This window comes from Staphylococcus sp. FSL W8-0304, from assembly GCF_038006565.1.
Classification (GTDB): Bacteria; Bacillota; Bacilli; order Staphylococcales; family Staphylococcaceae; genus Staphylococcus; species Staphylococcus epidermidis.
Map to the genome: position 1 here is coordinate 1 of NZ_JBBOVL010000005.1, position 13,808 is coordinate 13,808.

At 30.2% G+C, this 13,808-nt stretch carries 16 protein-coding genes and 1 tRNA gene; 12 read left to right on the forward strand and 5 right to left on the reverse strand.

The window, feature by feature from the left end; all coding sequences use genetic code 11:
* A partial coding sequence (locus NST35_RS12380; RefSeq protein WP_340747322.1) for a peptidoglycan bridge formation glycyltransferase FemA/FemB family protein occupies window positions 1-144 on the reverse strand: 144 nt, incomplete at its 3' end.
* A gap of 70 nt (window positions 145-214) precedes the next feature.
* On the reverse strand, window positions 215-694 hold the full coding sequence (locus NST35_RS12385; protein ID WP_020360136.1) for a CHAP domain-containing protein: 480 nt from the start codon (window positions 692-694) through the stop codon (window positions 215-217).
* Between the two features lie 82 nt (window positions 695-776).
* On the opposite strand from NST35_RS12385, the gene NST35_RS12390 reads away from it, so the two are divergent.
* From NST35_RS12390 to NST35_RS12400, 3 genes are all read left to right on the forward strand, one after another.
* Window positions 777-866: transfer RNA gene (locus NST35_RS12390), tRNA-Lys, on the forward strand.
* A gap of 572 nt (window positions 867-1,438) precedes the next feature.
* On the forward strand, window positions 1,439-1,627 hold the full coding sequence (locus NST35_RS12395; protein ID WP_002457894.1) for a hypothetical protein: 189 nt from the start codon (window positions 1,439-1,441) through the stop codon (window positions 1,625-1,627).
* Between the two features lie 22 nt (window positions 1,628-1,649).
* Window positions 1,650-2,105 carry a hypothetical protein gene (locus NST35_RS12400; RefSeq protein WP_020362985.1) on the forward strand — a complete coding sequence of 152 codons (456 nt, stop codon included), beginning with the start codon at window positions 1,650-1,652 and terminating at the stop codon, window positions 2,103-2,105.
* A gap of 193 nt (window positions 2,106-2,298) precedes the next feature.
* Here NST35_RS12400 and NST35_RS12405 read toward each other — a convergent pair whose 3' ends face one another.
* On the reverse strand, window positions 2,299-2,985 hold the full coding sequence (locus tag NST35_RS12405) for a hypothetical protein (RefSeq protein WP_002477842.1): 687 nt from the start codon (window positions 2,983-2,985) through the stop codon (window positions 2,299-2,301).
* A gap of 100 nt (window positions 2,986-3,085) precedes the next feature.
* Here NST35_RS12405 and NST35_RS12410 point away from each other — a divergent pair, with 100 nt between their 5' ends.
* From NST35_RS12410 to NST35_RS12440, 7 genes are all read left to right on the forward strand, one after another.
* Window positions 3,086-3,442: a hypothetical protein gene (locus NST35_RS12410; RefSeq protein WP_002477841.1), complete on the forward strand. Its 357-nt coding sequence runs from the start codon at window positions 3,086-3,088 to the stop codon at window positions 3,440-3,442.
* A gap of 251 nt (window positions 3,443-3,693) precedes the next feature.
* Complete coding sequence (locus NST35_RS12415) at window positions 3,694-4,296, forward strand: short chain dehydrogenase (protein ID WP_002447413.1); 603 nt, start codon at window positions 3,694-3,696, stop codon at window positions 4,294-4,296.
* A gap of 251 nt (window positions 4,297-4,547) precedes the next feature.
* Window positions 4,548-5,555, forward strand: coding sequence for a tryptophan--tRNA ligase (trpS, locus tag NST35_RS12420; protein ID WP_002477834.1), 1,008 nt, complete (start codon window positions 4,548-4,550; stop codon window positions 5,553-5,555).
* 148 nt (window positions 5,556-5,703) lie between these two features.
* The gene (locus NST35_RS12425) at window positions 5,704-7,083 is read left to right on the forward strand and encodes an MFS transporter (RefSeq protein ID WP_002477847.1); all 1,380 of its coding nucleotides are present in this window, start codon (window positions 5,704-5,706) and stop codon (window positions 7,081-7,083) included.
* 248 nt (window positions 7,084-7,331) lie between these two features.
* Window positions 7,332-7,715, forward strand: a complete 384-nt coding sequence (locus tag NST35_RS12430) for a plasmid mobilization protein (protein ID WP_233642744.1) — start codon at window positions 7,332-7,334, stop codon at window positions 7,713-7,715.
* Between the two features lie 177 nt (window positions 7,716-7,892).
* A complete protein-coding gene (locus NST35_RS12435) occupies window positions 7,893-8,903 on the forward strand; it encodes a relaxase/mobilization nuclease domain-containing protein (RefSeq protein ID WP_046026640.1) in 1,011 nt (336 codons plus the stop codon).
* Between the two features lie 121 nt (window positions 8,904-9,024).
* Window positions 9,025-9,411, forward strand: coding sequence for a mobilization protein (locus NST35_RS12440; RefSeq protein WP_327083280.1), 387 nt, complete (start codon window positions 9,025-9,027; stop codon window positions 9,409-9,411).
* Between the two features lie 889 nt (window positions 9,412-10,300).
* On the opposite strand, the gene NST35_RS12445 is transcribed toward NST35_RS12440, so the two are convergent.
* On the reverse strand, window positions 10,301-10,804 hold the full coding sequence (locus NST35_RS12445; RefSeq protein ID WP_046026637.1) for a hypothetical protein: 504 nt from the start codon (window positions 10,802-10,804) through the stop codon (window positions 10,301-10,303).
* A 139-nt stretch (window positions 10,805-10,943) separates the two neighbouring features.
* On the opposite strand from NST35_RS12445, the gene NST35_RS12450 reads away from it, so the two are divergent.
* Together NST35_RS12450 and NST35_RS12455 are read left to right on the forward strand one after the other, a co-directional pair.
* The gene (locus tag NST35_RS12450; RefSeq protein ID WP_020360672.1) at window positions 10,944-11,165 is read left to right on the forward strand and encodes a helix-turn-helix transcriptional regulator; all 222 of its coding nucleotides are present in this window, start codon (window positions 10,944-10,946) and stop codon (window positions 11,163-11,165) included.
* 633 nt (window positions 11,166-11,798) lie between these two features.
* The gene (locus NST35_RS12455) at window positions 11,799-12,659 is read left to right on the forward strand and encodes a replication initiation protein (RefSeq protein ID WP_046026634.1); all 861 of its coding nucleotides are present in this window, start codon (window positions 11,799-11,801) and stop codon (window positions 12,657-12,659) included.
* A gap of 57 nt (window positions 12,660-12,716) precedes the next feature.
* Here the strand turns inward: NST35_RS12455 and NST35_RS12460 are convergent.
* A partial coding sequence (locus tag NST35_RS12460) for an aminoacyltransferase (protein ID WP_340747321.1) occupies window positions 12,717-13,808 on the reverse strand: 1,092 nt, incomplete at its 5' end.

The window sequence follows — 13,808 nt, forward strand, 5'->3', positions numbered from 1 at the left end:
CTCATTGTCTTTAACGCCTACCAAATGGACGTCTTTTTTATGTTTTTGTCTATAGTTATAATGTTCAATAGATTGCGTGTAATGTACAACATGTTTTTCTATAAATAATTGATATTCTTGTTCTGTTAATGTAACAAATTTCATTTTTCCACCTTTTTCATTTAAAATATAAATCCTGGAGTTGGGCTCCAGGATTTAGGGTCTGAAGTTCTAATTAATAAATATAATTATATTGCGCAGCTTGTTTCTTAGTTAAAGTACGAGTGCCATAACCTAAACGTACATTGTAATTGTATTCTGAAATCTTTATACTTCCATTTTTATTTACTTTTTCAACAAAAGCGACATGGCCATAACCACCACCGCCTTTAGAAGTTTGAAGAATAGAGCCAGCTATGGGTTTTTTACCTGTAGCAAATCCAGCTCTTTTGGCTTCATTAAGCCAATTTTTTGCATCTGTAAAACTAGATGGAAGATATCTTTTTGTTTGATTCCTTTTATTATGTACGTACCACGTACAATTATTTTTCGTATGATAGTTTGGCTGTTGTTTTTTTATCGGCCGTGGATATTTATCGATTTCTGCTGCTTGAGCGATATGATTTTGATCAATTTTTGGACTATATTCCAACATATTAACGCCTGTTAGCGCTATCGAAGATAATAAAGTGCATGTAATTAATTTTTTTAACATCAAAGAATTTTCCTCCTTGACTTCAGACCCCGTTTATAATATTATATTAAAAGTAAATAATATACAAATTTAATATTATTATGGAGGGGTACTCAAGTCTGGTTTAAGAGGCCAACACTTTGTGTTTGGTAGGAGCTTTTTGCTCGCGTTGGTTCAAATCCTTCTCCCTCCGTTTACAAAAAGTATAAGAAAGAATATAATAGATTTAACAAATATTGCGTCATGAACGCACCAAACCCCAACCTACTGCCATAGGTTGGGGTTTTTAGGTGTTTGGCTATGTCGCCTATTTTTTACTGCGTTGTTCTAGCCAAAAGCGAAACAACACACCACAGCAATCTATAAAAATAGATACTATGATATAAACAAATATTGCAGTCATGAGCACGCACCTCCTCTCTACGTCAAATTGACGTCTGAGAGATAGACGACTTCCCAATTATAACAAAATCTCTCTGTATTGTACGATTTCACATGATATGTATGCCCGCACACAATATGCAGGCATACAGTATGCAACACTTGAACATATAACATCACCAACGTCTAGAAAATAGATGAATTTTAGGCGCTCAATTATTGTTAATACCCAACTAATCAATTTTGATTAGTTGGGTATTTTTAATGACAATTTACATACAAATAACATTATTATACATTTTATTGTTAGAATGTATAATAATAAAACATTTATCATTATTGTTTTTTATTTATTTTTTATATAAAAATGTCAAGGAGGTCATTATGGATCTTAAAACAGTGAATCAACGTATTGCTGAAAAAGAACAACAAATCAAAGAATTGTCACGCCAAATGAGTAATAAACGTAATTCAATGAAAACAACACAATCATACACTCACTTTTATAAACAACTTCACATCTTAGAAAACCAGCTTAAAGGCTTAGAAAAATTAAAAAAGAAATTGAAATAATCATTCAAAGCGAGGGATTACTATGAAAGTTAAAAGACATTTATTCGATTTAGACGAAAGTGGTAGTAGAGAATTTGATTTTTCAATATTAATCATCATGCTATGTATCGCATTTAGAAACTACTTCAAAGGCTATGGATTCGCAATCCATTTAAATTCAGACTTATTGTTTGAAATGACCTTATTATTACTTCCTATTTCGCTCTTATTTTTTAATAAAATGACAGATAAAGACGTCGCAAATATATTCAAAAGCTATACTTCTCTTTTATTCCCATTTATAGGTGGCATTATCTATATGATTATAGCTTCATTCTTGATATACATTGCTCGTTTTATACCGTTCATTGATTTTCTTTTCAGTCTCATAGGTTTAGCTATTTTAATTGCTGGTATTATCAACATTTTAATTGCAATATTAATATTCCTTACAAAAAAACGAGTAAAACAAAAAGAGTCTAAAAAAGTAAACAATTAAGACTGAATAAAGATACAAAAGTTCTCTTAATGAAAATGCATGAAAACGTGTGGTTAAGGGTATGTATAAAAGATGAATAATCGATAATCCAAACACAAAGGGACAAACGCTGAAATGACGGCGTTTGTCCCTTCGTGTTGAGTTGACATAATTAGTTCTTATAGGTAGTTAGTTTGTATATATTATTCATTTACTAGTTTCTATACCATGCTGTCTTAGGCCAGTTTTTATGATTTGGTTTTCCTTTCCATGATGAACAATCTTTAACACCTTTTTTCTTCACATTTAATCCATCGCACTTAGTCATTTTTCCTATAGAAGAACATTTATAAGCTTTAGCATGGTACCAGCAGTCACTCTTATAAAAATCTGCATATGCTTTAGGATGTTTTTTAGACCAATATCTATGATCCGATTTAGTTCCATTAAATCTATTACAATGAACGTGAGTTCCTTTTTTTACTTTTTGTCCATCTTTTTGACCTTTATATGATTTGCTATAAAGTGAAGTACCTTCTGGTATTTTTCCATCATCTTTACCATCCATACTGCCAACAAAATCAGAGAAATTAATCACTTTAGTTCCACTTTCATTACTTCTATTAGCAGTATTATTTTTCTTATCTGGGTTTGGTAATGTATCTTCTATAGTAACTTTATTATCTTTCTTAATAACATGAAAATTACTATCTTCTTTCTCAATATCTTTAAATTGTTTCATTGTTTTTGAATCAACTTGAGATACATCATAAGTACCAACTAATTTAACATTTTGAGGAGCCGTATTTTCTTCTGCCTTACTAGTATTTGATTGTAACGATCCTATCCCTGTACTAGTTATTAAAATACTTGCTAAAAATATTTTTGTGAATTTTTTCAATTTTTACATCTCCTTAAAAATAATTATATTATGTAGAAAAAGCTTTCATTTTTACGTTATCATAAATAATAAAAAATTTTTAAAGAAGAGGCGTTAATTCATGAAAAGAACATTATATATATTTGTTATAATAGCTTTTTTGATAATTTGTTACATTTTTTTAAACTTTTTATTTTTCGATAAATGGGTTTGCTATTCTAGCGAAAAACAAATCAATAGTTATATAAAAAATCACGATACAAAAAAATTACATGATATAACAGATAATAATAAAACTTATCAAATTTTAAGAAACTCTAAAAAAGTATCAATTAAATTACGATCAGATAATCAAGGAAGTGAGGGCATCGGATATTACCAAGTGAATCTAAATGATAAACCTGCGAAACTTTATATAAAAATTAAGCATGCTTTTATCCCAGAAGTGCCTGAGGTTAAAACAATAGAATTAGAATAATAAATAACAAAAGGGAACTCAATAATGAGTTCCCTTTTGTTGCCATAACATGCATTATGGGTAGCTAATTTGTATATTCTATGTATAAGCTTATTTAATATTAACATTACTTGAATATACTATGTTTTACAGAATAAATTCATAAATGTATATGTTACATTAAGTATGTAAGTGTTAATAGTAAACTTTCGAATATATTTATTTTGGCTAAAAAATTTACAAAAATAACAGTATTTATTAGGAGGATTACAATGAAAATAGTAGTTATTGGTGCTACTGGCACAATAGGTAAAAGTGTATCTAAGAAACTTAAAGAAAATAATCATGAAGTTATTGAAGTTGGCAGTAAATCTGGTGATTATCAATTAGATATTACCTCTCCAACAGAAATTGAACAAATGTATAAAGATATTAAAGATATAGATGCTGTTGTCAGTGCCACGGGAGGAGCAACTTTCAAATCCCTATCAGATATGAGTTTAGAAGAAAATAATGTAGCCATAAAAAGTAAATTATTAGGACAGATAAATCTTGTTTTAATAGGCCAACACTATTTAAATAAAAATGGTAGCTTTACTTTAACTTCCGGAATTATGATGGATGATCCTATTTTATTAGGTTCTTCAGCAGCTATGGCAAATGGTGGTGTCTCAGGATTTGTTACATCAGCAGCTGTAGAATTAAAAAATGGTTTAAGAATTAACAATGTAAGTCCTAATGTCGTTGAAGAAGCTTTAGATAAGTATGGAGAATTCTTCAAAGGATTTACAGCTGTTCCAGTTGATAAAGTAGCAAATGCATTTATTAAAAGTGTTGAAGGCGCTCAAACTGGACAAACGTATAAAGTTTATTAATGTTTTAGTATCTCATTATCTTATATTCAATTTTCATTTTTAAAAGACCCAGACGCTGATATGATGGTGTTTGGGTCTTTTTCCTTTAATTAACATAATTACTGATTATAGGTATTTAGTTTGTATAGTTTATTCATTGACTTTCTTTATTTAAATTAAGGTTTAAAGTTAGAATAGTATTAAAAATTACAAGACTATATGATTTATATCTAATTCATAATTTTATATGAAAATATGAAGGAGCGATGAAAATGAAAAAAGAAAATTTACTTACAGGAGACAGACCCACTGGTAAACTTCATATCGGGCATTATATCGGGTCCCTAAAGAAAAGAGTTAAAATACAAGACCAATTTAACAACTTTATTATGATAGCTGACCAACAAGCATTAACTGATAATGCTAAAAACCCTAAAAAAATTCAAAATAGCTTAATAGAAGTCATATTAGATTATTTATCTGTAGGCATAGATCCAATAAAATCTAATATTTTTGTTCAATCTCAAATTCCCGAATTAAGTGAATTAACCATGCATTATTTAAATCTTGTTTCTATTTCACGATTAAAAAGAAATCCAACAGTCAAAAATGAAATGAAAGAAAAAAATTTTGGTGATAGTGTCCCAACAGGATTCTTTATTTATCCAGTTAGTCAGGCAGCCGACATAACTGCTTTTAAAGCATCCATTGTCCCTGTAGGTGAAGATCAGATACCAATGATTGAACAGACAAATGAAATTGTTAAAACCTTTAATAATACGTATAAGCAAAATGTTTTAAAAAGAGCTAAAGCTTTATTACCCGAAAAAGGAATGGGTAGACTTCCGGGGATAGATGGAAAAGCTAAAATGAGTAAATCTTTAAATAATGCCATTTATTTATCTGATTCTCCGGATATTATTAGACAAAAAGTAATGTCTATGTATACTGACCCTAATCACATTCGAGTTACTGATCCTGGTCGAATAGAAGATAATACAGTATTCACTTACTTAGATGCTTTTTGTAAAGATAAAAAGTACTTAGCAGAAATGAAAGAGCATTATAAAGCCGGTGGTTTAGGTGACGTTAAAGTTAAAAAATACTTAAATGAAATCATACAAGCAGAATTAGAACCTATTAGAAATAGAAGAAGTCAATATCAAAATAATTTAGATTATATATATGAAATATTAAAAGATGGAAGCAATCAAGCTCGATTAATAGCATCTCAAACTCTTCACGAAGTCAGAGATGCTATGGGAATTAATTATTTTTAAATTTTAAAGGTACTCATACTTTGAGTATCTTTTTTGTTGATATATTGCAATTATAGGTAGCAAGATTATACATACTATTAATTTTTTAATAGTCAATTCACTTACTTATTCACTGAACTTAAATTAGTTAAATGAGGAGGTATTATAGATGAATTCTTCTAAGTATTTCGATCATTTAGTTGTTTTTACAGCAGGAATAGGAATGTTTTTATCCACCCTTGATAGCGGAATTATCAATGTCGCATTACCCACTTTATCTAAATCTTTTAATGTTGATACTTCTTTTATTACTTGGAGTGTCACACTATATACTTTATTATTAACAGGCACAATTATAATATTTGGGAGACTAAGCGATAAATACAGTCGTTTAAATATATATAGTTTAGGATTAACTATTTTTTTAATAGCTTCTATTTTATGCGGTTTTTCAAACAACGTCATACAATTAATCGTTTTTCGTGGTTTACAAGGTATAGGTGCAGCAATGTTACAAGGAACTGCTACGGCTATTATTACTACAACCATTCCTGAAAATAGACAAGGTTCTGCGTTAGGAACGTTAAGTATTCTATTAGGAATAGGTCCTGTTTTAGGTCCAAGTATTGGAGGTCTTTTAATATCTGTAGGTAATTGGAGATGGATATTTTGGATCAATATTCCCTTTATATTTATCGGTTTAATCGGCTGTTTATTTTTAAAAAGATATATTAAAGAGCAAAAAAGTACGTCTATCCATTTAGATATACGTGGAAATTCATTATTATTTCTATCTATCTTTTGTTTATTAATAAGTTTAACATCTTGGTCTTATCACTCAATTTTTAATATATCAGTATATGGCAATTTCCTAATCTTTATTGTTTCTTTTTGCCTATTTATTATATGGGAGTTAAAAACAAATCATCCTATCATCGATTTACGTTTATTCAAGAATGTATCATTTTCATCTCCAATATTTGCAATATTTGTATTTGGAGGTACAACATCTTTAGGTTTTATAATTCCTCCATATATTTTAGAAAAGATTAATCATCTTTCATCTTGGCAAATAGGATTAGTTAACCTTACTTCTCCTTTAGGATTAGTACTTACTTCAAAAATATCTGGTAAATTAATTTCTCGCATTGGCAATATTGTATTAATGACTACAGGACTAATTATTATGATTGTGGCATATACAAGCCTAGGATTATTACAATATATATTAAATCCAGTGACAATAAGCTTATTATTACTAATATATGGTATAGGAGGAGGTTTTTTCCTACCGTCTAATACTTCAGCAATAATGGGAACTGTATCTCAAGATATGCAAGGTACTGCTGGAGCTACACAAAGAATGGTTCAAAATATAGGTATTGCTTTTTATACAGCAGTTACTTCATTATTTATCAGTAATTCATCAAATTCAGATAAACTCATAGAAGGGTCAAGTCATGCATGGTTATTTGCATCAATAACACTCTTTTTAGCATTATTACCTTTTTTATTAAAAATATTAAAGACTAAATATGAACCTAATTAATATATTTATAACAAATAATACTTCTTTTTCTTTATTAATAGTGGCTATCAATTAGCCACTATTTTTTCGTCAGAAAAAATCATAAGGGGCTTGGGGAGTATCCCCAACAAGCAGGCGACGATACCACGTTAGTGGCTAGCAAAGCCAATGCTTGCCAAACCACCTAACGACTTGATTAATTTTACTTTATCCTATAAAGTAAAATGTAAGAAAGGCGTTATCTTTCGAAGAAAGCGTGGTGGGATTGAATGAGCGAACAAAATAACTTTGTGGCTAGCGACGAAACTGTTGGGCGAAACCGTAAACCCAACCGTAAGGCGCCGAAACAAATCAGTTTTCGTGTGAGCGAATCCGAATATTTAAAGTTACAACAATCAGCTGAAACTTTAAATATGAGTGTGCCTGCTTTCGTTAAGAAAAAGGCACAAGGTGCCCGATTGGTCGCACCCAAATTGGATCAAGCAACGCGACAATCGGTAGCGAAAGATTTGAGTATGTTGGGCGCAAATGCCAATCAGATTGCGAAATATTGCAACCAACATCAACACGAAGCGCCGAACTATGAAGCATTAGAACGTAATATCAGCGAATTACGTGAAAGGTTAGATGAGATATGGAACAAACTAAATTAAGGTGGCTTTTAAACGGTATTTATTTTACGTTTTATACCATTCTTATTGTTGTGCTATGGATAATGAAAATAAATATTTTTGATAACATATGGAGCATTTTAAGTTTTTGGGGAAGTGTTTTTATTTTTAGAATTTTAATTGACTATTTTGCTCCTAAACAAAGAAGAAGTGATAATGATGGCAACGACTAAATTAAGCGCCACCAAATCAACGTCACGGGCCATTAATTACGCTGAAAAACGTGCCATTGAAAAAAGTGGCTTAAATTGTGATGTCGACTATGCCAAATCGAGTTTTAAAGCTTCTCGTGAGTTATATGGTAAAACCGATGGGAATCAAGGGCATGTCATTATCCAATCGTTTAAACCTGGCGAAGTCACGCCCGAACAATGTAATCAATTAGGCTTAGCACTCGCTGAAAAGCTCGCACCGAATCATCAAGTGGCGGTCTATACGCATGCAGATACAGACCATGTACACAATCATATTGTGATTAATTCAATTGACCTCGAGACAGGTAAGAAATTCAATAACAATAAACAAGCGTTACGTAATGTCAGAAATTTCAATGATGAGGTTTGCATAGAACATGGTTTAAGCGTGCCAGAAAAGGACACAGCACGCTTACGTTATACGCAGACAGAAAAAGCGATTGCTGACCCTAATACGAAATCAACAGCCCAATATTCATGGAAAGATGAGATTAGAGAGGCGATAGACCAATCACAAGCCACGAATATGGATGAATTCAAAGACCATTTAAAACAACATGGTATTACGATTGAACGAGTCACACCGAAAAGTATTACGTATCGACATTTAGCTGAAGATAAAAAAGTACGTGGTCGTAAACTCGGTGAAGACTACAACAAAGGGGGTATCGAAGATGGCTTTGAAAGACAAATACAACGACAACAACAAACAGAACGAGCATCAGACACCGACGTCCAACCCAAACGACGAACTTCAAGTCGTGATGAAGCAACTGAACGAGATACAGGTGTCACTCAAGCAGATTGGGACAAATTCGCCCAAGACACAAATGAGCTTGAGCGTCGCCGACAAGCTGCAGAGTCAGCAAGACTTGCTCATGAAAAGGCTCGAAGAGATCGAGAAGAGAGAGCACGAGAGAAACAAGCGTCACAACGAATTATTAACGACGATCGAGACCACGGCCTCGAACTTTAATCAAGCGACTGAAATCACACAAAAACGTTTCATCAGTGTAGCGAAACACTATATTGAACGGATTAATAACGATAATTTAAAACAAGATTTTCAAACGGCGATACAAGAAGAATTGGAAGATGTGAAAACAGACACACATAAGGCGATTGAGCAGTTACAAACCAACCAAGCAGAACTGCGACAAGCGAATAATGATTATAAAAAAATGATAGATGAACGTATCAAGCACAACGAAACAGCTGTTAAACAATATGATCAAGTGATACAACGTTTAACCAAAGGCATCACAGCGATGTTTTTTATTGTTGCCTTAGTCATGATTGCTTTTTTAGCGCTCAGTCCGTTAGGTGACTGGTTAGGTATGCAACATTTTTACGAATGGTTGAACTATGTCCTGAAAACAGGCCATTCAGCATGGCGTTACTTGATGATTGTATTCTATCTTGTTCCTTATGCTTTATTTGGATTGCTTATATATGCCATTTTAAGCGCGTATAAGCGTATTTAATATGAATATTGGACCAAAACCACGTTGTTGATAATGAAAAAGCTGTATCAAGCTTAAAATAGCTTAGAAATTAAAGGGAGATTCTATTTTATAAAAAGGAGGAACTATGGGAAGAGAGTTATTTTTAAGTGTCGTATTTTTAATGTTTATATTTATAGTTTTGATATTTTCGGATTATATATTTTTAAATGATCTCTATTATTTGAAAAATGCTTTAGTTTCTATAGCTATAACTATATTTATCATGTGCATGATTGAAAAAAAGTGAAATAAAAAAAGACGGGCACGCCCGTCTCTAAGGAATTATCCAAACAATAGAGTTAGTTCCATGTTTTGTTTGCAAAATATGGCATTAAGCTATACTTATATATTAGCAAAAAATTAGCTATATATAAACTATCAGAACTCAAACTGTTATATTTACAATGCATTTATGCCGAGAAAATTTATTGACCATTGAGAAGAATCCTTAACTAAACTGTAACGACGAATGTCGGTTTAGCGTGAGCTATGAAACCGAAGAGTCGACAGTTTTGGGGTTTGTTAAGGGTTCCGAGGCTCAACGTCAATAAAGCAATTGTCATAATGTAAAATAAGTTTATATTAAAAAAGATGGTTTTATTAGCGTTTAGATATTAGAGTTATTTATAAGTAGTGAATAGAATTTTGAAGTTTATCTATGAATAAAGAAGGAGATTTTAATATGAGTAAATTGAATTTAAAAGTCTATCTTTGTCTATTAATAATTTTCGTTCCGATTATAGTTATTACTGCTTATATTTTGCCAGGTAATTATAAGGTTTTTACTATGGTATGGATATTAGTTTTTTGGTTTTTACATTATGTTATAAGAAAGCGTATTTCTAAATGAAATACGCTTTCTTATAACTTATTTTTTTGAAAGTACTTTTACTGTTTGTGAAACTTGACCTTTATTGAATGATGATACAGATGGTTTTTTAGTTTTTCCGTTCCACTTAGTTACTTTTTTTATTGTACCACCTTTTTCCATAGTAATACGAACAGGTCCTTTTTTAGCTTGATCATAGACCATTTTTGATTGGACAACGTCGCCAACACTTTTAGAAATTCCAAAATATGTTGCGTAATTTCCAGGTATAAGTCCTAGACCTGCATTAACTAAAGCTTGTTTTATAGAAAGTGAGTTTTCTGATGCGAACTTTTTAGCTTGACTACTTGTCATAAAGACATCAGCTTGTTTATATGATACTGAACCTCTTGGACTGTTATTAGTTACTTTGTATATAACATATCCACCATTTCCTTTTGCTTGAGATTGGTTTTCGTTATAAAAAATACTTATAACACTGCAAAGTAATAATACTGATAAAGTTAACGCAATTAATTTTTTTAAATTTACAGGTTTATTCATAGTTTTACCACCTTTTAACTTGTTTTTTTCGTACAAGGAAAGTGTAAGATAATACACAAGGAATATAAATGATATATTTATTAATATATTTAATGACTTCGTATTAATTTTTAAAACTATTATTAGAAAAGGTGATAGTATGTTATATAACAATTTGAGACGTCTAAGAAATTATAAAGGTCTTACTCAAGAAGAATTAGCATTAGAATTACAAGTAACACTTCAAACTATATATAAATGGGAAAAAGGTAAAAGTGTTCCCGATATGGAGAATATGAAGAATATAGCTAATTTTTATAATGTAAGCATTGATGATTTAATTAATAAAGAGTGTTGTATTGATATTTTGTTTGTTAAATAATATTATATTTTGACTTAAATAGACCAGTGTCTAAAAATTCGACACTGGTTTTGCTGAAATTTTTGTTTGTGAAAAGTAAATATTTTTAATTGGCTCTCATTTGCGTTTTAAGAGTCAATATAAATTTTTATGTAATTAAAACTATATAAATAGCCCCTAATACTTCAAAATACTCCTTTAAAATTAAAAATAAGGGCATTTAAGATTTAAATACTATTTGTGATAAATTTTTTTGAAAGAAAGGAGTTTTATTTTTGAAGTTTATTTTATATTTCGTATACTTTTCTGTATTTTTTTTATTTTAAATTTGTAAGAGTCAAATGCCCCGAACTTTTTAATATCTTTTTATAAATCTTTTTAAAACCTTTTTAGGCACTATGTAACCCCTAGAGCGACAATGAATCAAAGATGTTAAAGGCATAGTTTTGCCACATAAAAGGCATAGTTTTGCCACATAAAAGGCATAGTTTTGCCACATAAAAGGCATAGTTTTGCCACATAAAAGGCATAGTTTTTTTGTTGCTATGCCTTTTATGTTTTGTTACTTTATTGGTAAGGTTTATAAATATATTTTTAAAATTAAAAAGGCATAGTTTTTTTGTTGCTATGCCTTTTGTATAAAAGGAGTATTATATGAGTGGAGAAACCGTTATATATAAAAACGAAATGAACTTAGTGCCTTTAAGACGATTTACAGCAACTGAAATTAACTTATTTTTTGCCATGTGTAATAAATTAAAAGAGCAAGACACTAATACATTACATTTGTCTTTTGATGAACTGAAAGAATTAAGTAATTATAGTCCAGAAACACGTAATATAAACAGATTTGTAGATGACTTACAAAGAGTTTACGATAAAATGTTAGATATTCGATATACTATTAGAACAGAAACGAAAATAAAAAAATTCGTTCTGTTTTATAAATATGAAATTGATATATCTGAAAGATATTTAGAAATTGCTACTTCTCCAGATTTAAAATATATTTTAAACTCCATTACTAGTAATTTTACTAAATTTGAATTAAAAGAAATGACACATCTCAAATCTACTTATGCCAAAAATATGTTTAGAATACTTAAACAATACAAACACACTGGTTATATGAAAATTAAAATTGAAGATTTTAGAGAACGTCTAGATATTCCCAATTCTTATAGAATGTCTAATATTAATCAATTTGTTCTAAATCCAATCATAAAAGAACTATCTACGATATTTAAAAATCTTCATATTAATAAAATTAAAGCGAAAAAAGGTCGTAAAATTGAGTGGTTAGAGTTTACCTTTGATGCTGAGAAACGCATTCACAGTAAACAAAAGCCACAAATGGCGAATATAGGTAAATCGAGACAATATATTAGTCGTGAGAAAACGCCAAAATGGTTAGAAGAACGAACGTATGGACAACAACTCCAAAGCGATTTTGATCCCCAACTAGAAAAAGATAAAGAAGAATTTTTAAAGCATCTTAAATTAGATTGGGAATAATAAATAACACAATAAAATTAGGATGTTTCTATATAGGAACATCCTAATTTTATTGTGTTATTTAAGTAACTTATAAACCTTGTGAAAAATAGGGCGTATAGGTTTGATGAAATCTCCAACGTATTCTTCGACATGGGCGTTAAAACCTTTTTTAAATTGCTGCACACCATAATCTTCAGCATTTTCACTAAAATCTCCAGTAATCCCATAAAAATTATATCTCGGTATATTATTATTTAATGCAAACTTTATCATATCCCATTGTAATCGATATGCCCCCATAAATTGGTTATATTTAGGGTTAGATCCACTTGATAAATAATAAACCTCATCTTTATTCCAGATATAATATGCCGACGCTAAATGAAGTATGTCCCCGTCAATTTTGATTAAATTTTCAGTTTCTGTAATATGCTTTCGGTTACTTGTTAATTGTTTATTTAATTCTTGGTACTTATTTTTATTCTTTTTTGAATTCGGGTTATCTTTTAGCTTTGCTTTAATTTCCTCTATTTGTTCATTAAGCACTAACTCTTTGTTATTTAACTGGTTTAAGTATTTTTTTAAATCTATATACGCTAATTTCAAAGCAGAATTATTATTATAGATGTTTTGCATTTCTTCAAAATAATCTTTCTCTCTAAATTTAAAGCCATGCTTTTCTTCTGCCATTCGGAATAATTCAAAGAATTGGTCTGTCTGTGAAATGTCTAGTGTTTTAACCTCTACACCCATCTCGTATGTCTTTTTAATATTTCTTCTAGTTTGGTAATCCATTTCATTTAAAATGTCTTTTTCGTTTTTGCCTTCCAAGTCTAAAACAGATAACCAGCGTATTTGGCTTGTATCAGAATAGCCTATACTATGACCTTGATATTGATAGCCTAAATGGTTGAGTTGATTTATTAAATTGGAATTATCGTACGACTTCAATATACGTCCATCTGCATCTCTATTATTTTCTAATATATAAGGATCAACTAAAACAAATAATCCCTTATGTCGTTTTAAATATCGAGTTAACCCAGTAAAAAAACATTCAACTAATTTTTCATTGTTAAAATCTAATACTGGACCTCTGTGAGAATAAAAATATTTAAATATTTTTAAAACTTGTGCTTCAGATAGTAAACACGCAGCTATAACTTC